Source organism: Thauera sp. (assembly GCF_047601425.1).
Classification (GTDB): domain Bacteria; phylum Pseudomonadota; class Gammaproteobacteria; order Burkholderiales; family Rhodocyclaceae; genus Thauera.
This window is the reverse complement of the sequence record NZ_JASGJL010000002.1, coordinates 343,124-366,548: the sequence shown is the minus strand read 5'-3', so window position 1 is coordinate 366,548 and position 23,425 is coordinate 343,124. Positions and strand designations below refer to the sequence as shown.

The following is a 23,425-nucleotide window of genomic DNA, read 5'->3' as shown; positions in this document are numbered from 1 at the left end:
AGACGCCAGCAACGCCTCCGCGTTCCCGGCCGTTCAAAAGTATCGGGCAATCAAGGGGTGCTGCGGCTCACCGAAGCATTGAAGCCGGCTTCGGCCAGCCGGGCACGGGTCGGGTTCATGTCTTCCGGCCGCGAGAACGGGCCGATGCGCACCCGGTGCACGACCCGGCCGTCGGCCAGTTGCGCCCGCTGGGCGCTGGCCTCGATGCCGGCCAGCGCCAGGCGCGCCTTCAGGTTGTCGGCCTCGCCCGGATTCTCGAATGCGCCCACCTGCAGGTACAGGCGCTCGGCCGGCTTCACCGAAACCTCCTGCACCGGTGCCGGCGGCTGCTGCGCAGGCACGTTCACCGCCGGCCTCTGCGGACGGGCGGGCGGCTCGGCCGGCGCGGGCACGTTATCGCCTTCGGGCAGGATCTTGTAGAACTCGAAATCCTGCTTCGCCACCGGACGGTCGCCCGGCTTGCCCGGTAGCGCGGCCGGCGCCTGCCGCTCGCTGGGCGGCAGGCGCGAAGCCGTCGGCGCCGACTGGAAGGGGTTGGCGCGAGTGAAATACCAGGCCGCGCCAGCGGCGATCAGCGCACCGAACACCAGGCCGATGAAGATGCCGATCAGGGTGCTGCCGCCACTGCGCGACGGCGCACGAGCGGATTTGCGGGCAGGCTTGCGATTACGGCTCACGAACGTCTCCGCGGTTTACATCGATTCCGGCGCCGACACGCCGAGCAGCGCGAGGCCGCTGGCCAGCACCTGGCGCACCGCGCCGGCAAGCGCCAGGCGGGCGAGCTTGAGCGCCTCGTCCTCGACCAGCATGCGCTCGGCGTTGTACCAGCTGTGGAAATCGGCTGCGAGATCCTTCAGATAGAAAGCCACCTGATGCGGCGCGTAGTCGGCCGCCGCGTTCTGCACCAGTTCGGGAAAGGCCGCCAGGCTTGCACACAGCGCCAGTTCGCGTTCGTGCTGCAGCAGGCCGAGATCGGCACCTGCCAGCTCGGCCGCTTCGCCGCCCCACTGGTTCAGCACCGAACACACGCGGGCGTGGGCGTACTGCACGTAATAGACCGGGTTCTCGTTGCTCTGGCTCTTGGCCAGATCGAGATCGAAGTCGAGGTGCTGGTCGGACTTGCGCAGCACGTAGAAGAAGCGGCAGGCGTCGTTGCCGACTTCCTGGCGCAGCTCGCGCAAGGTCACGAACTCGCCCGAGCGGGTCGACATCGAGGTCTTCTGGCCGTTGCGGTACAGCACCGCGAACTGCACCAGCGCCACTTCCAGCTTTTCCGGCGGCAGGCCGAGCGCGGCGATGGCGCCCTTCACGCGCGGAATGTAGCCATGATGGTCCGCGCCCCAGATGTCGATGATGCGGTCGAAGCCGCGCTCGTACTTGTTGAGGTGGTAGGCGATGTCGGAAGCGAAATAGGTGTACAGCCCGTTCTCGCGCTGCACGACGCGATCCTTCTCGTCACCGAAGGCGCTGGAGCGGAACCACTTGGCGCCGTCCTGGACGTAGATGTGGCCCTGCTTCTCGAGCTGGGTCACGGCACGCTCGACCAGGCCGGTGTCGAACAGGCTCTGCTCGGAGAACCACTTGTCGAAGCGCACGCCGAACTCGCCGAGGTCGTCGCGGCCGTCGCCGAGCTGCTCGTTCAGCGCGAAGCCATGCACCCAGCCATAGTCGTCGCCGAGCAGGCGCTTGGCGTTGGCGATCAGCGCGTCGAGGTGAGCCTCGCGCTGCTGCTTGGCGTCATCGTCGTTGCGCTCGGCAGGCGGCAGGCCCGGCGTGCCGGCCAGCACCTGCTCGGCGCTCACGCGCGCGAAGCGGTCCTGATGGGCCTCGCGCATGTCGCGGCCCATTCCAGTGACGTAGTCGCCCTGGTAGGCATTGGGCGGGAAGGCGATCTCGATGCCGAACAGCGCCAGGTAGCGCAGCCAGGTCGACAGCGCCAGGATGTCCATCTGGCGGCCGGCATCATTGACGTAATACTCGCGCGTGACGTCGAAGCCGGCGAAGGCCAGCACGTCCGACAGCGAGGCGCCGTAGGCCGCGCCGCGGCCATGGCCGACGTGCAGCGGCCCGGTCGGGTTGGCGGAGACGAACTCCACCTGCACCTTCACGCCCTTGGCCGCGCCGCGGCCGAAGGCCGCGCCCCTGGCCAGCACCTCGGAGACGACCGCGGTCTTGGCATCGGCGGCGAGGGTGAAATTGATGAAGCCCGCGCCAGCCACTTCGGCCTTCGCAACCAGCTTCGACACCGGCAGCTCGGCCATCAGCATCGCCGCCAGTTCACGGGGATTGCGCTTCAGCGGCTTGGCCAGCTGCAGCGCGAGATTGGTGGCGAAATCGCCGTGGCTCGCCTGTTTCGGACGCTCCAGCAGGACGGGGGTATCGGCGTGATCCGGCGCCACGCTCTTCAGCGCGGTTTTCAGCAGATCGGTCAGCAGGGCTTTGGGGTCGGCGCTCATGGCACTCGGCTGGAAATCTAAACGCTGGATTATAGCGGATCGCCCTGGGCACTCCGCGGCCGGCATGTGAGCGCGAATTACAGCGCAATGGAAACGGCATTCAAAGCTGCATTCGTCACTATCGCAACAATGTTGCGAATAAAGCGCAAGCCCCATAGAATCCGCCCATGCCTTACTCCGCCCGCGCCCGCCACTCCGCCGTCCCGCCTCGCGCGCTGCGCAGCGGCGCTCCGCGGGCACGCCCGGCCAATGCCATGGCCCGCTTGCTGTGGTCGCTGGCATTGGCTCTGGCGCTGCTTGCCGTGCAAGGCCAGGCCCAGCTCCATCTGATCGGCCATGCCGGCGAGTCGCTGCAAGGCGAAGGCGCCAGCAAGGCTCCCGCTACATTCGACCAAACCGAAAGCGACGGCGAGCACCTTGCCGCCGCCTGCCTCGAATGCCTGGCTCTCGCCGGCGTCGATACACCGCTGGGCAGCCCCGCCGCTGGCCACTGCCATCCCCCCACGGCGCTGCTGTCTGCACAGACTGCATCAATTCCTGCTCCCGGCGCGCCACCGCTCCAGCCGCGCTGCCGCGCCCCGCCCGCATCTCCCCTGTTCGCCCCGCTGGCTTGAACGACCACCCCGCTTGAACGCCCACCGCGCCGGCTCACCGTCCGGCCGCGGCATTTCCACTGCCGGCACCACCGGCTGGTGGGGCTTGCTGTCGCACCCCGGCCCCGTCCGATGCCTGAACAAGCCCCGACCTGACTGAAAGAACAAGGGATATCCGATGTCCTCCATGCTCCATCCCAGGCGCCGCGCCGCCTTCCCCCGCCATCCCCTCGCCGCCAGCCTGCTGCTCGCCTTCGCCCAGGTGCCGGCCTTCGCCGACGAGGCTGGCGGGCGCACCGCCACGCTCGCACCGGTCACCGTATCGGCCAGCGCGCTCACGCTCGGTACCGACGCCATGAGCACGCCGGCCAGCGTGCTCGAAGGCGACACGCTCGTGCTGCGCCGCGGTGACACGCTGGGCGCCACCCTGGCCAGCGAACCCGGCATCGCCGCCAGCCATTTCGGCGCCGGCGCCAGCCGGCCGATCATCCGCGGCATGGACGGCCCGCGCGTCAAGGTGCTGTCCGACGGCGCCGAGATCATGGATGCCTCCAGCATCAGCCCCGACCATGCCGTCGCGCTGGAGCCGATGCTGAGCAAGCAGATCGAAGTGCTGCGTGGCCCGTCGGCACTTGCCTACGGCGGCGGCGCCGTGGGCGGCGTGGTCAATGTGCTCGACAAGCGCGTACCCACTGCGGTGCCGGAAAAAGGCGTCGAAGGCAGCATCGAACTGCGCGCCGGCAGCGCCGCCCGCGAGGGCGCCGGCGCCTTCGAGATCACCGCCGGATCAGGCAGCTTCGCCGTCCACGCCGAAGGCCTGAAGCGCGACGCCAATGAATACCGCGTCGGCGACGGCTGGCATGACGGCCGCCGCGTTGACGGCAGCTACAACACCACCGACAGCGGCAGCCTGGGCCTGTCCTGGGTTGGCGAACGCGGCTACCTCGGTCTCGCCTGGAGCCGCCAGCGCAACGAATACGGCCTGCCCGGCCACAGCCACGAATACGAGGACTGCCATCCGCACGGCGACCACCTGCACTGCGGCGGACACGGACATGGCCACGACGATGACGGCCATGGTCACGGGCACGACCATGAGCACGGCGTTCCCTATGTCGAACTCGACAGCAAACGCTGGGACCTGCGCGGCGAACTGCTGGACCCGCTGCCCGGCTTCACCCGGCTGCGGCTGCGCGCCGCGCACACCGACTACGTGCATGACGAAATCGAGAAGGAAGACGGCGAGCGCCACATCTCGACCCGCTTCCGCAGCAAGGCGCACGACGGCCGCCTCGAGCTCGAGCACGCCCCGCTCGCCGGCTGGCGCGGCGTCGTCGGCCTGCAGACCTCACGCCGCGACTTCAGCGCCAATGGCGAAGAAGCCTATGTGCCACCGACGCTGACGAAGAAGCACGCCGTCTTCCTGATCGAGGAATACGCGCTCGGCGACTGGCGCTTCGAGGCCGGCCTGCACCACGAGTGGCAGGACATCGACGTCGACGCGGCGCAACGCGACCGCAGCCACCGCGGCAACTCGCTGTCGCTCGGCGCGGTGTGGAACTTCGCCCCGCAGTACGCGCTGGGCCTGTCGCTGTCCCGCACCCAGCGCCTGCCGAGCGCCGAGGAGCTCTACGCCAACGGCATCCACCTGGCGACCAGCACCTGGGAAGTGGGCAACCCCGACCTGAAGGCGGAGACCTCGCGCAACATCGACCTTTCGCTGCGCAAGACCGAAGGCGCCACCACCTTCTCGGTCGGCGTCTTCCACAACCGGGTCAAGGACTACATCTACGCCAGCACCCTGGACGTGCACGAAGGCTTCCAGCTGATCGAGTACGCCCAGCGCGACGCCCGCTTCACCGGCATCGAAGGCCAGCTTCGCCAGCAGTTGACCCCGATCTTCGGCGCCACCGTGTTCGGCGACTACGTCCGCGCCCGCCTCGACAGCGGCGGCAACCGCGACCTGCCGCGCATTCCCGCCCACCGCATCGGCCTGCGGCTGGACGCCAACTGGAACGCATGGAGCGGCGAAGCCGAGATCTACCGCGTCGGCCGCCAGAACAAGGTCGCCGAATTCGAAAGCGAAACCGCCGGCTACACGATGCTGAACCTCGGCGCCAGCTACCGCGGCAAATACGACGGCATGCCCTGGCTGCTCTACGTCAAGGCCAACAACCTGACCGACAAGCTGGCCTACAACCACAGCTCCTTCATCAAGCACGTGGCGCCGCTGATGGGGCGCAACGTAACGGTAGGCGTCAGGCTGGAGTTCTGAGCTGCTTGCCCGAGCGGGCCAATCCCGGCTTCCGGGCTGGCTCGCTCAAGCCGCACCTTGCCTGACAGTCCGGCTTCCGTGCTCACCAGCGGCTCCATCATCGTTGCCTCGCCACCAGGCATGCACCAGCGCAAGCAGCATGCCGAACATGCCTCCCAATATGCCCCCCAGCACGCCTCCCATCACCATAGAGGACCTGCGCTGCTTGATCTCGGAGCCCTCAGGCGGCGCAATGAAACGCATGCCCAGCAAGTAGGTATCGATCCAGTTTTCGCGCTCCACGTCGAGTTCGTTCCAGGTCTGCTCGACGATGTCCAACTGCTTATCGTGATCCAGAAACACTTCCGCCTGAATGTCCCTGAGCCCTTCGAGAAACACCCGGCCGCTGGCCGCATGCTGCAGAGCCTGCTGAGCCCGGCAGTAGTAATCGCGCTTGAGCCCGCTGCTCACACGATCGCGCTTGCGGCGGACTTCGGCAAGCTTCATGTCGGCCACCTCGATTTCGGCGGCCACCAGTTGCGCAGAAGGTGACAGGAAACGCTCCGTACCCTTTTCCAACGAGACGATCTGGCGGTTTTCGACGATTCCGGCATCGGGGTTCAGAGCGACGATCCTGCGCAGGTTCGTGATGCGGCTCTCGTCCTGCCGAATGGCGAAGTCGTTCTGTATCTGGGCATTGCGCAGTTCCTGCTCGCGCTTACGGAAACTCGTGCATTGGGAAAGCAGCACGGCTTCCATGCCTACCCTTATGATCGACTCGCGGACATATTCCGACAGCAGCACGATCGGCGCGCCATTGGTCGGCTGGTCATGCTCGAAAAGGAGGAGGATGCCAAGAACGAGCGGCAGTTCGTCTTCCTTCCTCGCTGCAATACCGAATTCCTTCTGATCCTTGTCGGTCACAGAGATCTGAGGTTTCAGACTTTTCCTGAAACGCTCCGGATTGCTCGCCAGAGCATGGAGTATCTGTGCATCCGGCGTGGCCGACTGACCCGAACTCTGCAGGAACTGCTGCAGGCGTGCACCGCTGGTAAGGACGCCTTCATAGCGCTTGAATTCCCCCACCGAACGGATCGGAGTAAGAAACAGAGCTTCGGTGACGTAGCGGGTGGATTGCAGGCTGGCACCCACTCCAAGCACCGCACCAAGGATTCCCGCACTGACGATCAGGCGCTTGCGCCGCCATAGCGCGCTGACCAATTGACGCAGATCGATTTCGTCTTCGGCATATGCGACTGACTGGCTGTTTTGCATGACTGCTGAACCGGGCTACATCTGGAATTGAGGAAAAAACCGCCCCTGCCGTCCGATGCAACCGCCGGCTACCACGTCGTGACGCAGGCATGAGCGACAGAATGCAGCACAGTTCCAGAGGCTGAACTGCCGCCGGCAGCTGCCATTCATCTGTCTTGGGAGCAGGGCTTCGGAGGGATCGAACCGGCAAATCCCGGAAAGTTTGCCGCCAACTTAACTTATAGTCAAAAAATAATAATGCACCTCTGGACAACATCGCGATTGCTAGCGTTGCGCCCATGCAGCCCTACCTCGAACGCGATGCCTTCAGCGCCCGCTTGCGGGAAGCACTTGCACGCGCGGCACCCGATGCCGCACGGCCTGCGGCACTTGCACGGGAATTCAACCGCCGCTATGCCGGCGAGCCCGTGACGCTGCATGCCGCGCGCAAATGGCTGGGTGGCGACGCCATTCCGGCCCAGGACAAGCTGCGCGTGCTGGCTGACTGGCTGGGCGTAAATGCGGAATGGCTGCGCTTCGGTGCCGGCAATGCCCCTCTCGCTGCCAGGGAACCGGTGCCCGCAGTCGATTACCAGTTGATGCGCGACATCGCGACACTCAACGATGCCCACCAGCAAGTCGTCAGGGATCTGGTCAAGTCCTTGCACCAGGCGGAAACACGCTAGCGCCCGGCTGCCGCGCTCCCGCGCTTTTTCCCGCCCCGTTCCACGCCCGGCGCTTTCCGGCTAAAGTCCGGCCTTTGCTGCCGCCTCCCCCTTCCGCCGTGCGCCTCTTCCGCCTCATCAAGATCGTTTCCGTCAGCCTGCGCTTCGGCCTGGACCGCCTGATCCTCGACGCCGACAGCAGCGGCCGCCTGGCCCGGGTCTGGCAGGCCGTGTTCTTCTGGCGCAGTTTCTCCGAGCCCCGCGGCGTGCGGCTGCGCCAGGCGCTGGAGTCGCTCGGGCCGATCTTCGTCAAGTTCGGCCAGATGCTGTCCACCCGCCGCGACCTGCTGCCGCCCGATCTCGCCGACGAACTGGCGCTGCTGCAGGACCGCGTGCCGCCGATTCCGATCGAGCAGGCGCTCGGCGTGCTGGAAGGCTTCTACGGCCGGCCGATCGACGAGGTGTTCCGCAACTTCGAGCGCACGCCGGTGGCGTCGGCCTCGGTCGCGCAGGTGCATTTCGCCTGCCTGCCGGACGGCACCGAGGTAGCGGTCAAGGTGCTGCGGCCGGGCATCGACCGCGTCATCACCCACGACCTCGCCCTGCTCGAAGCCGCGGCGATGCTGCTGGAAAAGGTCTGGCCGGAAGGCCGGCGGCTGAAGCCGCGCGAAGTGGTGGCCGAGTTCGACAAGCACCTGCACGACGAGCTCGACCTGATGCGCGAGGCGGCCAACTGCTCGCAACTGCGGCGCAACTTCAAGGACTCCCCGCTGCTGCTGGTGCCCGAAGTGCACTGGGACTGGTGCGGCAACCGGGTCATGGTGATGGAGCGCATGCACGGCGTGCCGATCTCGCAGACACCGGCGCTGATCGCCCAGGGCAACGACCTCAAGGCGCTGTCGCGCGCCGGCGTCGAGATCTTCTTCACCCAGGTGTTCCGCGACGGCTTCTTCCACGCCGACATGCATCCGGGCAACATCTTCGTGCACCGGGACGGCCGCTACATCGCGCTCGACTTCGGCATCATGGGCACGCTCAACGAGGTGGACAAGAACTACCTCGCACAGAATTTCCTCGCCTTCTTCAAGCGCGACTACCGGCGCGTGGCCCTGGCCCACATCGAAGCCGGCTGGGTGCCGGCGAAAACCCGCGTGGATGAGTTCGAGGCGGCGATCCGCACCGTGTGCGAACCGATCTTCGACAAGCCGCTGAAGGACATCTCCTTCGGCAAGACCCTGCTGCGCCTGTTCCAGACCGCGCGCCGCTTCGAGATGGAAGTGCAGCCGCAACTCGTGCTGCTGCAGAAGACCCTGCTCAACATCGAAGGCCTGGGCCGCCAGCTCGACCCCGAGCTCGACCTGTGGAAGACCGCCAAGCCCTTCCTCGAGCGCTGGATGAACGAGCGCATGGGCTGGCGCGCACTGACGCATGGCATCAAGGAAGAAGCGCCGTCCTGGGCCGGGATGCTGCCGCAGCTGCCGCGCCTGATCCACCAGAACCTGGCGGAGGCCGGCAAGCAGCAGGCCGCCCAGCAGCAGCGTCTCGACCAGCTCGCCGCCGGCCAGCGCCTGCAGGGGCGCATGCTGGCCGTGATCGGCGCGCTGGCCGCGGCCCTGCTCGGCCTGGAGCTGTACCGCCTGTTCGGCTGAACGAATCCCCCTCGCCCCCGTCCAATTTCGCAAGGCGGCCTGCCAGAACAATCCAGCGGCGCCCGCGCCAAAGCGGGACGGGAGGTGTGCAATGGAGAAGACAGCGCTGCGGCCGTCCGCGCCGCGTTCCCCACTGAAGATCATCGGTGCCGGCTCCGCCCTCGGCGCCCCTCACCCCGGCAGCGCCGCCGCGCCCGAGGCCTTGCGGCAGGGCGGGCTGGCCGAGCGCCTGGCCTCGATCGGGCTCGCCGTCGAATGGAGCGCGGCGCTGGAAGCGCCTCCCTCGGCGTCAGTTCCTCCCGGCATGGATGCGCGCCTGCAGGCCAACGGCGACTTTGCCCGCCGCCTCGCCGACGAGGTCGCCGCGCTGCCGGCCAATGCCACCGGGCTGGTGATCGGCGGCGATCACACCATCGCCGCCGGTACCTGGCGCGGCATCGCCCGGCGCATCGGCCATGCGCCCGGCCTGATCTGGGTCGATGCCCATCTCGACAGCCATACCGCCACCACCACCCATTCCGGCAACATCCACGGCATGCCGCTGGCGGCGCTGCTCGGCGAAGGCGACCCGGCGCTGGCCGGCATTCCCGGTCCACGGCTCGATCCGGCGCACGTCTGCATCATCGGCGCACGCTCGTGGGAAGTGGAAGAGCTCCAGTTGCTGCAAGGTCTTGGCGTGCGCATCTTCGACATGGCCGAAATCAGGCGGCGAAGCCTGGCAACCGTGCTCGATGATGCGCTGACGGTCGCGCGCGGCGGCGGCAGCGGGTTCGGCCTCAGCCTTGATCTCGACGCCCTCGACCCGCAGGCCCTGCCTGCGGTCACCTGCCCCGAAGCCAATGGCATCGATCCTCGCGAACTGGCCAGTGCCTTGCTGGCGCTGCGCGGCTGCGACGATTTCCTCGCCCTCGAGATCGTCGAATACCGTCCCGATCTCGATGCCGACGGCCGCAGCGCCCGCTGGGCGGCCGAGTTCGCCATTGCGGCGCTGGGTCCGGACGGCAATGATCTGCGCAACCGTGAGCGGAATCACGGCGCCGCCAACTATGCGCCGCTGCCGGTGGTGTTCCAGCGCGGCGAGGGCATGTGGCTGTGGGACGTGGAAGGGCGGCGCTACCTCGACATGATGAGCGCCTATTCGGCGGTCAGCTTCGGCCACGGCCACCCGCGCCTGCTGCGCGCGCTGACCGAGCAGGCGCAGCGCCTGGCGCTGACCTCGCGCGCCTTTTCCAGCGACCGCCTGCCGGTCTTCCTCGAGCGCCTGTGCAAGACGTTCGGCTACGAGCGCGCGCTGCCGGTCAATACCGGCCTGGAGGCAGTCGAGACGGCGCTGAAGGCGGCACGCAAATGGGGCTACAAGGTCAAGGGCATCGACGAAGGCGAAGCCGAGATCATCGCCTGCGACGGCAATTTCCACGGCCGTTCGATCGCCATCGTCGGCCTTTCCTCGCATCGCCAGTACCGCGACGGTTTCGGCCCCTTCCCGTCCGGCCTGCGCCGCATCCCGTACGGCGACGCCGACGCGCTGGAAGCAGCGATCACGCCGCGCACCGCGGCCTTCCTGGTCGAGCCGATCCAGGGCGAAGGCGGCATCGTCGTGCCACCGGCCGGCTACCTGGCGCGCTGCGCCGAGATCTGCCGCCGCCACGGCGTGCTGCTGCTCGCCGATGAAGTCCAGACCGGCCTCGGCCGCAGCGGCCGGCTGCTGGCCTGCGAACATGAAGGCGTGCGGCCAGACGGCCTGATCCTGGGCAAGGCGCTGGGGGGCGGGCTGCTGCCGGTGTCGGCCTTCCTCGCCGACCGCGCGGTGATGGACGTGTTCCGTCCAGGCGACCATGGCTCGACCTTCGGCGGCAACCCGCTGGCCGCCGCGGTCGGTACCGAAGTGCTCGCGCTGCTGGCCGAAACCCGGCCCTGGGAGGCGGCCGAGCGCCTGGGCGAGGCTCTGCGCACGCAACTCCGCGCCGCCGCCCTGCCCTGCGTGCGCGAAGTGCGCGGCCTCGGCCTGCTGGTCGGCATCGAGCTCGACCCCGCCTTCAGTGCCGCCCGTGCCGCCGAATGCCTGCTGGCACGCGGCATCGCCACCCGCGACACCAACCGCAACGTGCTGCGGCTGGCGCCGCCGCTGGTCATCGACGAAGCGGTGCTGAAGGAGGGCACGAAGCTCGTCATCGACACCTTGGCCGGCCTGTCGGCCTGAGAACGCCGACGCAGGCTGGCACAGCCGTACCGGCCCGGCAGCGGAGGCGTTTCCAGCCCGCCTTCCGCGCCCCCCGTTTTTCTCCGTTGCACGACAGCCGGAACACAGGCAAATTGCACTGCAACACGCGGCCGATTCATTGCTAGAATCGGCCGGTTTTGCCGTCGCAGCCCCTTTCCCCTGGCCTCCTTACCCCGCTGCCTGGAGTCACCCAACATGATGCTCTGGCTCGTTGCCGCCTATCTGGTCGTGTCCATCGTGATCGGACTCGTCGCCGCCACCCGGGTGCACAACACCCAGGACTACGTCAGTGCCGGCCGCAATCTGCCGATGTTGATGGTGCTGGCCATGGTGTTCGCGACCTGGTTCGGCGCCGAAACGGTGCTCGGCATCTCGGCCACCTTTCTCGAGGAAGGCTTTCGCGGCCTGATCTCCGATCCGCTCGGCGCCTCGGTATGCCTGGTGCTGTTCGGCCTCGTCTTCGCCCGCCCGCTGTACCGGCTCAACCTGCTGACGCTGGGCGACTTCTTCCGCATGCGCTACAACCGCGCGACCGAGCTGGTGCTGTCGATCTGCATCGTGCTGTCCTACCTGGGCTGGGTCGCGGCACAAGTCACGGCGCTGGGCCTGGTGTTCAACGTACTGTCGGCAGACGTGATCTCGATGAACCAGGGCATGCTGATCGGCGCCTCGGTGGTCCTGCTCTACACCCTGTTCGGCGGCATGTGGTCGGTAGCGGTGACCACTTTCGTGCAGATGATCATCATCGTGCTCGGCCTGCTCTACGTCACGTATCTCGCCGGCGACATGGCGGGCGGCTTCGAGGTCGTGGTATCGAAGGCCGCCGCCGAAGGCAAGCTCGACTTCCTGCCTACGCTGGACCTGCTCGACATCATCGGCTGGATCGCCGCCTTCGTCACCATGGCGCTGGGCTCGATCCCCCAGCAGGACGTGTTCCAGCGCGTCAACTCGTCGAAGAACGAGTTCGTCGCGGTCTGGGCCACCACGCTCGGCGGCGTCGGCTACTTCTTCTTCGCCGCGGTGCCGCTGTTCCTGGCCTACACCGCCAACATCATCGACCCGGCGATGGTCGAGCGCCTGATGGAGCAGGATTCCCAGCTCATTTTGCCGACCCTAGTGCTGCAATACATGCCCTTCTACGCCCAGGTGATCTTCTTCGGCGCGCTGCTGTCGGTGATCATGAGCACGGCCTCGGGCACGCTGCTGGCGCCCTCGGTGACCTTCACCGAGAACGTGCTGCGCGGCTTCATCCCGGACATGAAGGACCGCCAGTTCCTGTGGAGCACCCGCATCACCATCACCGTGTTCACCGCGCTGGTGACCTGGTATGCCACCAGCACCGAAAGCTCCATCCATCACATGGTCGAAAACGCCTACCGCGTGACCCTGGCCGGCGCCTTCGTGCCGCTGGCCGCCGGCCTGTTCTGGAAGCGGGCCAACAATCTGGGGGCGGCGCTGGCGATCGGCTTCGGCCTGGGCACCTGGATCCTGTGCGAGATCTTCGTCGCCGAAGGCGACATCGAACCGCAGCTCTACGGCCTGTTCGCCAGCGCCTTCGGCATGCTGATCGGCGGCTATCTCGGTTCGCACCCGGCACCCGGTGCCCACCGCGTAACGCACTGAGTGGAATCCGCCGGCAGCGCCGGCAAGCACAGTTGCTCAAGCACGGCCGGTCAGGTGTGGCCGGCGAGGTGCGGCCCGCCGCGCCAGCCCTCCCGGCGCCTGGCTTTGATGGTTATCAACGAACGGCCAGCCCCCCTCGTCTAAGGTGGCGCAGTTTTTACCGTTCCGGACACCATCATCGTGCCTGCCCCGATCGAGCTCGTCTGCCCCGCCGGCAGCCTGCCGGCCCTCAAGACCGCCGTCGACCACGGTGCCGACTGCGTCTATCTCGGCTTCAAGGACGCGACCAACGCCCGCAACTTCACCGGCCTGAACTTCGACCCGCCGCAGATGCGCGAGGGCATCGCCTATGCCCACGCCCGCGGCCGCAAGGTGCTGCTGGCGCTCAACACCTACCCGCAGGCCGGCAACTGGCCGAGCTGGACGCAGGCGATCGACCGCGCCGCCGAATTCGGCGTCAACGCCCTCATCCTGGCCGACCCCGGCCTGATGGACTACGCCACGCGCACGCATCCGCAGCTGCGCCTGCATCTGTCGGTGCAGGGTTCGGCGACCAGCTACGAAGCGGTGAACTGGTACCACGAGCGCTTCGGCATCCGCCGCGCGGTGCTGCCGCGCGTGCTGTCGCTGCCCCAGGTCGCCCACGTGGTTGCCAACACCCCGGTGGAGATCGAGGTCTTCGGCTTCGGCGGCCTGTGCGTGATGGTCGAAGGCCGCTGCGCGCTGTCGGCCTACGCCACCGGCGAATCGCCCAACTGCAACGGCGCCTGCTCGCCCGGCAAGCACGTGCGCTGGGAAGACACGCCGAAAGGCATGGAAACCCGCCTCAACGGCATCCTGATCGACCGCTTCGCCGACGGCGAGCGCGCCGGCTACCCGACGCTGTGCAAGGGCCGCTTCGAGGTCAACGACGAGACCTATTACGCGCTCGAGGAGCCGACCAGCCTCAACACTCTGGAACTGCTGCCCGAGCTGGCGCGCATCGGCATCCGCGCGGTCAAGATCGAAGGCCGCCAGCGCAGCCCGGCCTACGTCGCCCAGGTCACCCAGGTGTGGCGCGCCGCGCTCGACAGGCTCGCCGCCGGCGGCGCCGAGACCTTCAGCGTGCTGCCGGGCTGGATGGCCGAACTCAACAAGGTATCCGAAGGCCAGAGCCACACGCTCGGCGCCTACTACCGTCCGTGGAAATGATGGGAACCCGCCACATGAAACTCGCCCTCGGTCCCCTGCTCTACTACTGGCCGCGCCAGAGCGTGCTCGACTTCTATGCCGGCATCGCCGACAGCCCGGTCAACAGCGTCTATCTCGGCGAAACGGTCTGCTCGCGCCGCCACGAACTGCGCCTCGACGACTGGCTCGAAGTCGGCGAGATGCTGAGCGCCGCCGGCAAGGAAGTGGTGATCAGCACCCAGGGCCTGATCGAATCCGAATCCGACCTCAAGGTGCTGCGCCGCATCGTCCGCCAGCGCGCCGAAGGCCGGCCCGGCTTCCGCGTCGAGGCCAACGACATGGGCGCGGTGCGCCTGCTCGGCGAAGCCGGCGCCAGCGGCTGGGTCGCCGGCCCGACGCTGAACATTTTCAACCCGGCGACGCTGCAGATGATGATCGACGCCGGCGCCACGCGCTGGGCGATGGCACCCGAGATGTCGGGCGAGGCGCTCGCCGCCGTGCGCGCGGCGCTCGCCGCACCGATCGAGACCGAAGTCTTCGCCTACGGCCGCCTGCCGCTGGCGCATTCGGCGCGCTGCTTCACCGCCCGCCACTTCAACCTGCAGAAGGACACCTGCGAGTTCCGCTGCCTGTCCGTCATGGACGGCATCACGCTGCGCACGCGCGAAGGCGAACCCTTCCTGGTCCTGAACGGCGTGCAGACCCAGTCGGCCCGCGTGCACAACCTGCTCGGCGACCTGCCGGCGGTACGTCAGAACGCCGAGCTGCTGCGCATCAGCCCGCAGGGCGCCGACACCGGCCGAGTCGTCGAACTGTTCCGCGCCACCCTCGACGACGCGCAGGCACCGGCCGCCGCGCTTGCCGCCAGCCGCGAACTGATGGTGGAAGCCCCGTGCAACGGCTTCTGGCACGGCCGCGCCGGCGCCGAGCAGTACGTGACGGCCTGAACCCTTCCGATGGCCGCCTTCTCGCCAAGGAATGACCTCACCCAGCCCGCTGCTCCCGCGCAAGCGGAAACCGCCTCGCTCGCCTGACGCCATTCCCGTTTCGCCCTTCCGTCCCATCCGGAGCCCGAACATGCCCGCCCTGCCTTCCCTGCCATTCCCGCCGCCATCCGTGCTGCTGCCCGGCAGCCTGCGCCGCCGTATCGGCGAACGCATCGAGCGCTTCCGCGTGCCGGACTTCACCGTGCCGGCGCCACTGGCGAAGCTGGCCGGCCGCCTGCCGCAGCAGCCGCCCACCCTGGCACTGACGCTGGCGCTGAACCTTGCGCTCGACCGCATCCTGCCGCGCGACACCCTGGCGCCGCTGAGCGGCCGCCACCTGCAGATGCGCGTGCTCGACGCCGGCCTCAGGCTCGACTTCACGCTGGGCGACGAGGGCTTCCGCCACGCCGTGCCGGCATCCGCCGAGAGCAAGCCCGATCTGATCATCTCCGCCACCACCCGCGATTTCATCGCCCTGGCCCTGCGCGAGGAAGACCCCGACACGCTGTTCTTCAGCCGCCGCCTGCGCATGGAGGGCGACACCGAGCTGGGCCTGCTGGTCAAGAACACCCTCGATGCGGTCGATTGGGACGCGCTGAAAGCGAATCTGGGCCTCGGCGGCTGAGATACCGACGGGCACGGCAGGCGAGCTGGCAGGCGGGGCGGCGGCATCTGCGTTAAGCTTGCGCCCCCGCTTCGCTGCCGCGTCCGCGCCATGCCCCGCCCGACCGCTTCCGCTCCGCCTGCCGCCTCCGAATTCGACCTGATCCGGCGGCACTTCAGCCGCGCCACGCGCCACACCGATCTCGCCGGCGGCGACGACGCGGCGCTGCTGCGTGCGCGGCCGGGCATGCAGCTGGCCATATCGACCGACATGCTGGTGTCCGGCACCCACTTCTTCGCCGACACCGATCCGCACGACCTCGGCTGGAAGACGCTGGCGGTCAACGTCTCGGATCTCGCGGCGATGGGCGCGGAGCCGCGCTGGGCCTTCCTCGCGCTGGCCTTGCCGACCGCCGACGAAGGCTGGCTCTCCGCCTTCGCGCGCGGCTTCTTCGCCTGCGCCGATACGTTTGGCGTCGATCTGGCCGGCGGCGACACCACGCGCGGGCCGCTGAATCTGGCGGTCACGATCATCGGCGAAGTGCCGGCAGGCGACGCGATCACCCGTGCCGGCGCATGCGCCGGCGACGAACTGTGGGTGTCCGGCCAGCCCGGTCTGGCCGCCCTCGGCCTCGCTGCATTGCGCGACGAGTCGGTACTGGATGACCCCGGCCGCCAGCGCTGCGTTGCCGCCCTGCAGCGCCCGCAGCCGCGCGTGGCGCTGGGGCTGGCCCTGCGCGGGCTCGCCAGCGCGATGCTCGACGTTTCCGACGGCCTGCTCGGCGATCTGGCCCACATCCTCGCGCAATCACGCGCCGGCGCCACCATCGATGACGGCGCATTGCCGCTGGCGGAATTGCTTGCGACCGGCGCCCCCGCGGAAAAGGCCCGCGCCTGCCTGCTGGCAGGCGGCGACGATTACGAACTGCTGTTCACCGCCCCCGCCGCCGCGCGCGCGCGCATCGAGGCGCTGTCGCACCGGCTCGCGCTGCCGCTGCACCGCATCGGCCGGATCACCAGCCAGCCGGGCGAATGCCTGTTGCACACGGCCGACGGCCGGGAGCAGCTCCTGCGCCCGAGCGGCTACGATCATTTCGCATGAGCGCCGCCGTCCCAGCCATGATCCCCCGCCTTCCGCACACCCCATCTTCCGGAGCGAGCCGATGCGCCCCACGCTGAAACTGATGATGAGCCACCCCGCCCACTTCATCTCGCTCGGCTTCGGCTCGGGCCTGTCGCCGTGGGCGCCGGGCACGGCCGGCACGCTGCTGGGCTGGGCGCTGTATCCGCTGCTCAGCGCACCGCTGTCGGAATTCGTCTTCCTGGCCTTTCTCGTCAGCCTGTTCATCGTCGGCGTGCTTGCCGCCGAACGCACCGGCCGCGCACTCGGCGTCCCGGATCACGGCGGCATCGTCTGGGACGAAATGGTGGCGATCTGGCTGGTGCTGGCATTCACGCCCGCGACGCTGGGCTGGCAGGCGGTCGCGGTGGCGCTGTTCCGCTTCTTCGACATCGTCAAGCCGCCGCCGGTGCGCTGGGCCGACCGCAGCTTCAAGGGCGGCTTCGGCGTGATGTTCGACGACATCATCGCCGCCGGCTATGCCCTGCTCGTGCTGGCCATCCTGGTCAATCTGTTTGGCATATGATGTGCGCGACGCCATTCGACGGGAGCAAGACGATGGATACTGAACTCGACCAGCTGTCGGCCGCAGCGGGCGCCGCGCTGAACGCACGCCGCTGGCAGCTGGCCACGGCCGAATCCTGCACCGGCGGCTGGATCGCGGCGGCCGTCACGGCCACCAGCGGCAGCTCCGCCTGGTTCGACCGCGGCTTCGTCACCTACTCCAACGCAGCCAAGAGCGACATGCTGGGGGTTCGCAGTTCGACGCTCGAAACGCACGGCGCCGTCAGCGAAGCGACCGTCATCGAAATGGCGGAAGGCGCACTGGCCCACAGTACGGCAGACGTCGCGATCGCCGTTTCCGGCGTCGCCGGTCCGACCGGCGGTACGCCGGCAAAACCCGTCGGCATGGTGTGCGTGGCCTGGGCGCGGCGCGGCGGCGCCACCCTGGTGCGGACGCTGCAGCTGGCCGGCGACCGCGAGGCCGTACGGCGCCAGACCGTCATCCACGCGCTGCATACGCTGATCGAACTGGCTGGCGCAGATATTGCCTGACATGTTTGCTGTATATAAATACAGCTGCTAAGCTGTGGTTGTCAGAGACCTTGTTCAAGGCTGCGACAGCTCATCGTCGTAAATCCCTGCAAGCTCTGTGCCATAATCAGCCCATCACTAGGAAAGGTTTCCATGGACGACAACAAGGCCAAGGCACTCGCCGCCGCGCTCTCGCAGATCGAAAAGCAGTTCGGCAAGGGATCGATCATGCGCATGGGCGACGGCAATGTCGAGCGCGACATCCAGACCGTCTCCACCGGCTCGCTCGGCCTCGACATCGCGCTTGGCCTCGGCGGCCTGCCGCGCGGCCGCGTGGTCGAGATCTACGGTCCTGAATCTTCCGGCAAGACCACGCTGACGCTGCAGGTCATCGCCGAAATGCAGAAGCTCGGCGGCACCGCCGCCTTCATCGACGCCGAGCACGCGCTCGACGTCGGCTATGCCGAAAAGCTCGGCGTCGACATCGAGGATCTGCTGATCTCGCAGCCGGACACCGGCGAACAGGCGCTCGAGATCGCCGACATGCTGGTGCGCTCGGGCGGCGTTGACATCGTCGTCGTCGACTCGGTCGCCGCGCTGACGCCCAAGGCCGAAATCGAAGGCGAGATGGGCGACCAGCTGCCCGGCCTGCAGGCCCGCCTGATGTCGCAGGCGCTGCGCAAACTGACCGCCAACATCAAGCGCACCAATACGCTGGTCATCTTCATCAACCAGATCCGCATGAAGATCGGCGTCATGTTCGGCAGCCCCGAGACCACCACCGGCGGCAACGCGCTGAAGTTCTACGCCTCGGTGCGCATGGACATCCGCCGCACCGGCACGATCAAGAAGGGCGACGAAGTGGTCGGCTCGGAGACCCGCGTCAAGGTCGTCAAGAACAAGGTCTCGCCGCCGTTCAAGGAAGCGCATTTCGACATCCTGTACGGCGAGGGCATCTCGCGCGAAGGCGAGATCATCGATCTCGGCGTGCTGCACAAGATCGTCGACAAATCCGGTGCCTGGTATTCCTACAACGGCGACAAGATCGGCCAGGGCAAGGACAACTCGCGCGAGTTCCTGCGCACCAACCCTGCACTGGCGCGCGAGATCGAGAACAAGGTCCGCGCCGCCGTCAGTCTGCCCGAAATGGCGTCGGTCGGCGCTGCGCCGGCCGCACCGGCGGCGGACGAGGCCTGACCGGAGCGCCGCTGGCTGCCATGCCCGAACCGAGCCTGCGCGAACGCGCCCTGCGCCACCTCGCCCGCCGCGACCATTCACGCGCCGAACTGGCGAAGAAGCTCGCAGCCCACGGCGACGAGGACGAGATCCAGGCGGTGATCGAACGCATGGGGGAACTCGGCCTGCAGTCCGACGAGCGTTTCGCCCAGGCTTTCGTGCGCAGCAAGGCGGCGCGCTTCGGCGCCAGCCGCCTGCGCAGCGAAATGGCCCGGCGTGGCCTCGACCGTGACCTGGTCGACGAGGCAATCTCCAGCGAATGTGCAGAATCCGAATCAGAGCGCGCACGCAGCGTGCTGCACGGCCGCTTCACCGCGCCTCCCGCCGATGCCCGCGAATGGGCGCGGCAGGCGCGCTTCCTGCAAACCCGCGGCTTCGCACCCGACCTGATCCGCAAGCTGCTGAAAGAGCCCTACGATGAGTCTGCTTAAGGTCGCCGGCCTGCAAAAGCGCTACAAGGCGCGCACCGTGGTGCATGACGTCGGCTTCGAAGTCGGTTCGGGAGAAGTCGTCGGCCTGCTCGGCCCCAACGGCGCGGGCAAGACCACCTGCTTCTACATGATCGTCGGCCTGGTACGCGCCGACGGCGGCCAGATCGGCCTCGACGGCGAGGATCTGACCCATCTGCCGATCCACGCCCGCGCGCGGCTGGGCCTGTCCTACCTGCCGCAGGAAATGAGCGTGTTCCGCAAGCTCACCGTGGCCGAGAACATCCGCGCCGTGCTCGAACTCCAGGGCCTCGAAAGCCGCCAGGTGGACGATCGCCTGCAGGAGTTGCTGGAAGAGCTCGGCATCGGCCATCTGCGCGACAACACCGCCATCTCGCTGTCGGGCGGCGAGCGCCGCCGCTGCGAGATCGCCCGCGCGCTGGCCACCGACCCGCGCCTGATCCTGCTCGACGAGCCGTTCGCCGGCGTCGATCCGATCGCGGTGATCGACATCCAGAAGATCATCCGCTTCCTCAAGGAGCGCGGCATCGGCGTGCTGATCACCGACCACAACGTCCGCGAGACGCTCGGCATCTGCGACCGCGCCTACATCATCAGCGAAGGCCGCGTGCTTGCAAGCGGCGAGCCGGACGAAATCATCGCCAACGAAAAAGTCCGCCAGGTCTACCTCGGCGAGCACTTCCGCCTCTGAGTACACGATGAAACCCAGTCTCCAGCTCAAGCTCTCCCAGCACCTCACGCTGACGCCGCAACTGCAGCAGTCGATCAAGCTGCTGCAGCTGTCGACGATCGAGCTGAACCAGGAGATCGAGCGCTTCCTGCACGAGAATCCGATGCTGGAGCGCGAGGAATTCGACGAACCGCCTCCCAGGCCCGAGCCGGCCACCAGCACCTCTCCAGCCGAGCGCGAACGCGAGCAGCAGCGCGAAACGAACAGCGATACAGGTGCCGATGGCGACGCCGGCGGCGCTTCCGAACGCGAGGGCGGCGACGAAGGCATCGACTGGTCGAACGTCGGCACCGGCGCATCGGCCAAGCGCGACGATGACGACGACGTCGATTTCCAGGAAATCCAGGCTGCCGAGCTGTCGCTGCGCGAACACCTCGACGAGCAGGTCGCGCTGTCGCCGCTGAACGATCTCGACCGCGCGCTGGTGCGCTTCATCATCGAGGCGCTCGACGACGACGGCTACCTGTACCAGCCGCTGGAGGAGCTGCTCGAGCTGCTGCCGCCCGAGCTCGAACTCGATCTCGACGATCTGTCGATCGCCCTGCGCCACGTGCAGAACCTCGATCCGGCAGGCGTCGGCGCCCGTACCCCGCAGGAATGCCTGGCACTGCAGCTGCGCGCGATGCCCGAAAGCTCGATCCAGATGCTGGCGCTCGAGATCGTCGATGCACACCTCGAGCTGCTGGCCGAACGCAATTTCGTCCGCCTGAAGAAGCTGACCGGCTGCAACGACGACGAACTGCGCGCCGCCCACGCCCTGATCTGCAGCCTGGACCCGCACCCGGGGCTGCGCCATTCGGCTTCCGAAACGCGCTACGTGCTGCCCGACGTCATCGTGCGCAAGGTCCGCGGCCGCTGGACCGTCAGCCTGAACCAGGAGGCCATGCCGCGCCTGCGCGTCAACCGCCTGTATGCCAGCCTGCTGCAGCAGAACAAGGGACAGGGCGGCGGGCTCAGCGGCCAGCTGCAGGAGGCGCGCTGGCTGATCAAGAACGTGCAGCAGCGCTTCGACACCATCCTGCGGGTCTCCCAGGCCATCGTTGACCAGCAAAGACAGTTCTTCGATCATGGAGACGTGGCGATGAGGCCACTGACACTCCGGGAGATCGCAGACCAGCTCGAGCTGCACGAATCCACCGTATCGCGTGTCACGACGCAGAAGTACATGGCAACGCCGCGTGGCGTATTCGAACTCAAATATTTCTTTGGCAGCCACGTTTCCACCGACACCGGCGGAGCAGCTTCCTCAACGGCAATTCGCGCACTGATCCGCCAGCTGGTGGATGCAGAGGACAGGAAGAAACCCCTGTCCGACGCACGAATCGCAGAAGTTCTCGGCCAGCAGGGTATCGTGGTCGCACGTCGCACCATCGCGAAATACCGCGAATCACTCAATATCCCGCCGGTCAGTTTGCGCAAATCGATCTGACAACAACAGGAGTTAGCATGAATCTCAACATCACCGGACGCCACGTCGAAGTCACGCCGGCCATTCGCGACTACGTCGGCGCCAAGCTCGACCGCGTCATCCGCCACTTCGACAACGTCACCAGCGTGGCGGTGATCCTCTCCGTCGAAAAGCTGCAGCAGAAGGCCGAAGTCACGCTGCACGTGCGCGGCAAGGACATCTTCGTCGAGAGCGAAGACACCGACCTGTACGCCGCCATCGACGCCATGGCCGACAAGCTCGATCGCCAGGTCCAGAAGTACAAGCAGAAAATGGCCGACCACAACCACGAAGCCCTGAAGCACCAGGCACCGCCGGAAGCCTGAGCCGCCATTGCGCTGGGCCGCCATTGCGGTTTTATGTCCGGGGTGTGGTTATAATGCGCGCGTTTTCAAGACGCGGCTTCAACGCACCCCGGTCCAACCCCCGTCGCCCAGCGTGGCGCCAACGGTAACGGCGCTGCGCGAGCTCCATAGCGAATGAGCCTGATATCCCAACTCCTGCCACTGTCGAACGTGGTGGTCGATCTCGACGCCAGCAGCAAGAAGCGCGTCTTCGAACAAGCGGGCCTGCTGTTCGAAAACAACCAGGGCATCGCCCAGAGCCTGGTGTTCGAGAGCCTGTTCGCCCGCGAACGGCTCGGCTCCACCGGCCTCGGCCAGGGTATTGCGATTCCCCACGGCCGCATCAAGGGACTCAAGGACGCCGCAGGCGCCTTTCTCCGCCTGGCGGCGCCGGTGCAGTTCGATTCGCCCGACGGCAAGCCGGTCAACCTGCTGTTCGTGCTGCTGGTGCCCGAGCAGGCCAACGAAACCCATCTTCAGCTGCTGTCCGAACTGGCGCAGATGTTCAGCGACCGCGAATTCCGCGAAGCCCTGCTGGACGCCCCCGACGCCGCGCACATCCACAAGCTGTTCGTGAACCTGGGGCGCCGATGAATGAGGCAGACCAGCGTCGCACGGCTGTTCGAGGCTGAGCGGGAGCTCCTTCAGCTCAGCCACGTCAGCGGGCGGCTGGATGCCGTGCTGGCGATGGCCGAAGAGCGGATCTGGCCGGCCGATCTCGTCGGCCACCTGAACCTGATCCACCCCACCCGGCTGCAGATCGTCGGCGCCGCCGAGCTGGCCTGGGCCCAGCGCCAGACCACCGACAAGGTCACCCACCACCTCAACGAGATCCTGTCCTGCCAGCCGCCGGCGATCATCGTCGCCGACGGCTGCGCGGTGTCCCCTATCATCCGCGGCGTCTGCGAAGCCCACGACGTCGCGTTGTTCACCACGCCCCAGCCATCGGCCAGCGTCATCGACCAGTTGCGACTCTACCTGTCGCGCGAACTGGCGGAGAAAGTCTCGCTGCACGGCGTCTTCATGGACGTGCTCAGCGTCGGCGTGCTGATCACCGGCGATTCCGGCGCGGGGAAGTCCGAACTCGCCCTCGAACTGATCTCTCGCGGCCACGGCCTGGTGGCGGATGACGTCGTCGAGTTTTCACGCATCGCCCCCACCGTGCTGGAAGGCCGCTGCCCGCCGATGCTGCAGGATTTCATCGAAGTCCGCGGCCTCGGCATTCTCAACATCCGCACCATCTTCGGCGAGACCGCCTGCCGCCGGAAGATGCGCCTGCGCCTGGTCTGCCACCTCGAACGCCGCCAGCCCGGGGACGGCGACCCGAGCCGGCTGCCGGTGCAGCAGGAAGTGAAGGACATCCTCGGCGTCAAGATCGCCCGCGTGGTGCTGCCCGTGGCCGCGGGCCGCAACCTCGCGGTGCTGCTCGAGGCCGCGGTGCGCTCGACCATCCTGCAACTGCGCGGCATCGATGCGATGCAGGAATTCATCGACCGCCAGATGCGGGCGATGAGCAGCACCGACGGCGACGGCGCGGCCTGACCCTTTGCTGACCTTCCATCCTCCGAGCAGGCCAATGGCAGCGCTATT

The 23,425-nt window shown here is 67.4% G+C and carries 22 protein-coding genes; 19 read left to right on the top strand and 3 right to left on the bottom strand.

Annotated features, from left to right (window positions below):
- Window positions 1-50 precede the first annotated feature (50 nt).
- Both QM748_RS18245 and argS read right to left on the bottom strand, forming a co-directional pair.
- Window positions 51-677, bottom strand: coding sequence for an SPOR domain-containing protein (locus QM748_RS18245; protein WP_415248408.1), 627 nt, complete (start codon window positions 675-677; stop codon window positions 51-53).
- 15 nt (window positions 678-692) lie between these two features.
- A complete protein-coding gene (argS, locus tag QM748_RS18240; protein WP_415248407.1) occupies window positions 693-2,456 on the bottom strand; it encodes an arginine--tRNA ligase in 1,764 nt (587 codons plus the stop codon).
- A 167-nt stretch (window positions 2,457-2,623) separates the two neighbouring features.
- Between argS and QM748_RS18235 the strand changes: the two genes are divergently transcribed.
- Both QM748_RS18235 and QM748_RS18230 read left to right on the top strand, forming a co-directional pair.
- Window positions 2,624-3,070, top strand: a complete 447-nt coding sequence (locus tag QM748_RS18235; protein ID WP_415248406.1) for a hypothetical protein — start codon at window positions 2,624-2,626, stop codon at window positions 3,068-3,070.
- Between the two features lie 157 nt (window positions 3,071-3,227).
- Entirely contained in the window at window positions 3,228-5,324 is a 2,097-nt protein-coding gene (locus QM748_RS18230; protein ID WP_415248405.1) for a TonB-dependent receptor domain-containing protein, read from the top strand.
- 45 nt (window positions 5,325-5,369) lie between these two features.
- Here QM748_RS18230 and QM748_RS18225 read toward each other — a convergent pair whose 3' ends face one another.
- Window positions 5,370-6,578 carry a Wzz/FepE/Etk N-terminal domain-containing protein gene (locus QM748_RS18225; RefSeq protein ID WP_415248404.1) on the bottom strand — a complete coding sequence of 403 codons (1,209 nt, stop codon included), beginning with the start codon at window positions 6,576-6,578 and terminating at the stop codon, window positions 5,370-5,372.
- A gap of 278 nt (window positions 6,579-6,856) precedes the next feature.
- Here QM748_RS18225 and QM748_RS18220 point away from each other — a divergent pair, with 278 nt between their 5' ends.
- From QM748_RS18220 to hprK, 17 genes are all read left to right on the top strand, one after another.
- Window positions 6,857-7,243, top strand: coding sequence for a hypothetical protein (locus tag QM748_RS18220; RefSeq protein WP_415248403.1), 387 nt, complete (start codon window positions 6,857-6,859; stop codon window positions 7,241-7,243).
- A 98-nt stretch (window positions 7,244-7,341) separates the two neighbouring features.
- The gene (ubiB, locus tag QM748_RS18215) at window positions 7,342-8,871 is read left to right on the top strand and encodes a ubiquinone biosynthesis regulatory protein kinase UbiB (protein WP_415248402.1); all 1,530 of its coding nucleotides are present in this window, start codon (window positions 7,342-7,344) and stop codon (window positions 8,869-8,871) included.
- A 91-nt stretch (window positions 8,872-8,962) separates the two neighbouring features.
- Window positions 8,963-11,071: an ornithine--oxo-acid transaminase gene (gene rocD, locus QM748_RS18210; RefSeq protein WP_415248401.1), complete on the top strand. Its 2,109-nt coding sequence runs from the start codon at window positions 8,963-8,965 to the stop codon at window positions 11,069-11,071.
- Window positions 11,072-11,287: 216 nt separating this feature from the next.
- Window positions 11,288-12,715: a sodium:solute symporter family protein gene (locus QM748_RS18205; RefSeq protein ID WP_415248400.1), complete on the top strand. Its 1,428-nt coding sequence runs from the start codon at window positions 11,288-11,290 to the stop codon at window positions 12,713-12,715.
- Window positions 12,716-12,889: 174 nt separating this feature from the next.
- The gene (gene ubiU / locus QM748_RS18200) at window positions 12,890-13,906 is read left to right on the top strand and encodes a ubiquinone anaerobic biosynthesis protein UbiU (protein WP_415248692.1); all 1,017 of its coding nucleotides are present in this window, start codon (window positions 12,890-12,892) and stop codon (window positions 13,904-13,906) included.
- Between the two features lie 14 nt (window positions 13,907-13,920).
- Window positions 13,921-14,832, top strand: coding sequence for a U32 family peptidase (locus QM748_RS18195; protein ID WP_415248399.1), 912 nt, complete (start codon window positions 13,921-13,923; stop codon window positions 14,830-14,832).
- Window positions 14,833-14,962: 130 nt separating this feature from the next.
- Window positions 14,963-15,496: a ubiquinone anaerobic biosynthesis accessory factor UbiT gene (ubiT, locus tag QM748_RS18190; RefSeq protein WP_415248398.1), complete on the top strand. Its 534-nt coding sequence runs from the start codon at window positions 14,963-14,965 to the stop codon at window positions 15,494-15,496.
- A 90-nt stretch (window positions 15,497-15,586) separates the two neighbouring features.
- Window positions 15,587-16,576 carry a thiamine-phosphate kinase gene (thiL, locus tag QM748_RS18185; RefSeq protein WP_415248397.1) on the top strand — a complete coding sequence of 330 codons (990 nt, stop codon included), beginning with the start codon at window positions 15,587-15,589 and terminating at the stop codon, window positions 16,574-16,576.
- Between the two features lie 61 nt (window positions 16,577-16,637).
- On the top strand, window positions 16,638-17,120 hold the full coding sequence (locus QM748_RS18180) for a phosphatidylglycerophosphatase A (RefSeq protein ID WP_415248396.1): 483 nt from the start codon (window positions 16,638-16,640) through the stop codon (window positions 17,118-17,120).
- A gap of 32 nt (window positions 17,121-17,152) precedes the next feature.
- Window positions 17,153-17,650, top strand: a complete 498-nt coding sequence (locus tag QM748_RS18175; RefSeq protein ID WP_415248395.1) for a CinA family protein — start codon at window positions 17,153-17,155, stop codon at window positions 17,648-17,650.
- A gap of 132 nt (window positions 17,651-17,782) precedes the next feature.
- Window positions 17,783-18,826 (top strand): recombinase RecA, encoded by a 1,044-nt coding sequence (gene recA / locus QM748_RS18170; RefSeq protein WP_415248394.1) that lies wholly within the window; start codon window positions 17,783-17,785, stop codon window positions 18,824-18,826.
- 20 nt (window positions 18,827-18,846) lie between these two features.
- Entirely contained in the window at window positions 18,847-19,296 is a 450-nt protein-coding gene (gene recX, locus QM748_RS18165; protein WP_415248393.1) for a recombination regulator RecX, read from the top strand.
- A complete protein-coding gene (gene lptB, locus QM748_RS18160; RefSeq protein ID WP_415248392.1) occupies window positions 19,283-20,005 on the top strand; it encodes an LPS export ABC transporter ATP-binding protein in 723 nt (240 codons plus the stop codon). Before recX ends, lptB begins: the two co-directional genes overlap by 14 nt.
- 7 nt (window positions 20,006-20,012) lie before the next feature.
- A complete protein-coding gene (locus QM748_RS18155; protein WP_415248391.1) occupies window positions 20,013-21,473 on the top strand; it encodes an RNA polymerase factor sigma-54 in 1,461 nt (486 codons plus the stop codon).
- Window positions 21,474-21,490: 17 nt separating this feature from the next.
- On the top strand, window positions 21,491-21,817 hold the full coding sequence (gene hpf, locus QM748_RS18150; RefSeq protein WP_068636248.1) for a ribosome hibernation-promoting factor, HPF/YfiA family: 327 nt from the start codon (window positions 21,491-21,493) through the stop codon (window positions 21,815-21,817).
- A 153-nt stretch (window positions 21,818-21,970) separates the two neighbouring features.
- Entirely contained in the window at window positions 21,971-22,429 is a 459-nt protein-coding gene (ptsN, locus tag QM748_RS18145) for a PTS IIA-like nitrogen regulatory protein PtsN (RefSeq protein WP_415248390.1), read from the top strand.
- On the top strand, window positions 22,430-23,377 hold the full coding sequence (hprK, locus tag QM748_RS18140) for an HPr(Ser) kinase/phosphatase (protein WP_415248389.1): 948 nt from the start codon (window positions 22,430-22,432) through the stop codon (window positions 23,375-23,377). It abuts the gene before it with no gap.
- Window positions 23,378-23,425: the final 48 nt, after the last annotated feature.

Bases quoted from the DNA above. Each gene is read 5' to 3' on its own strand.
- argS (WP_415248407.1), bottom strand. From the start codon at position 2,456: ATGAGCGCCGACCCCAAAGCCCTGCTGACCGATCTGCTGAAAACCGCG.
- QM748_RS18235 (WP_415248406.1), top strand. From the start codon at position 2,624: ATGCCTTACTCCGCCCGCGCCCGCCACTCCGCCGTCCCGCCTCGCGCG.
- QM748_RS18230 (WP_415248405.1), top strand. From the start codon at position 3,228: ATGTCCTCCATGCTCCATCCCAGGCGCCGCGCCGCCTTCCCCCGCCAT.
- QM748_RS18225 (WP_415248404.1), bottom strand. From the start codon at position 6,578: ATGCAAAACAGCCAGTCAGTCGCATATGCCGAAGACGAAATCGATCTG.
- QM748_RS18220 (WP_415248403.1), top strand. From the start codon at position 6,857: ATGCAGCCCTACCTCGAACGCGATGCCTTCAGCGCCCGCTTGCGGGAA.
- rocD (WP_415248401.1), top strand. From the start codon at position 8,963: ATGGAGAAGACAGCGCTGCGGCCGTCCGCGCCGCGTTCCCCACTGAAG.
- QM748_RS18205 (WP_415248400.1), top strand. From the start codon at position 11,288: ATGATGCTCTGGCTCGTTGCCGCCTATCTGGTCGTGTCCATCGTGATC.
- QM748_RS18195 (WP_415248399.1), top strand. From the start codon at position 13,921: ATGAAACTCGCCCTCGGTCCCCTGCTCTACTACTGGCCGCGCCAGAGC.
- ubiT (WP_415248398.1), top strand. From the start codon at position 14,963: ATGCCCGCCCTGCCTTCCCTGCCATTCCCGCCGCCATCCGTGCTGCTG.
- thiL (WP_415248397.1), top strand. From the start codon at position 15,587: ATGCCCCGCCCGACCGCTTCCGCTCCGCCTGCCGCCTCCGAATTCGAC.
- QM748_RS18180 (WP_415248396.1), top strand. From the start codon at position 16,638: ATGCGCCCCACGCTGAAACTGATGATGAGCCACCCCGCCCACTTCATC.
- QM748_RS18175 (WP_415248395.1), top strand. From the start codon at position 17,153: ATGGATACTGAACTCGACCAGCTGTCGGCCGCAGCGGGCGCCGCGCTG.
- recA (WP_415248394.1), top strand. From the start codon at position 17,783: ATGGACGACAACAAGGCCAAGGCACTCGCCGCCGCGCTCTCGCAGATC.
- recX (WP_415248393.1), top strand. From the start codon at position 18,847: ATGCCCGAACCGAGCCTGCGCGAACGCGCCCTGCGCCACCTCGCCCGC.
- lptB (WP_415248392.1), top strand. From the start codon at position 19,283: ATGAGTCTGCTTAAGGTCGCCGGCCTGCAAAAGCGCTACAAGGCGCGC.
- QM748_RS18155 (WP_415248391.1), top strand. From the start codon at position 20,013: ATGAAACCCAGTCTCCAGCTCAAGCTCTCCCAGCACCTCACGCTGACG.
- hpf (WP_068636248.1), top strand. From the start codon at position 21,491: ATGAATCTCAACATCACCGGACGCCACGTCGAAGTCACGCCGGCCATT.
- ptsN (WP_415248390.1), top strand. From the start codon at position 21,971: ATGAGCCTGATATCCCAACTCCTGCCACTGTCGAACGTGGTGGTCGAT.
- hprK (WP_415248389.1), top strand. From the start codon at position 22,430: ATGAGGCAGACCAGCGTCGCACGGCTGTTCGAGGCTGAGCGGGAGCTC.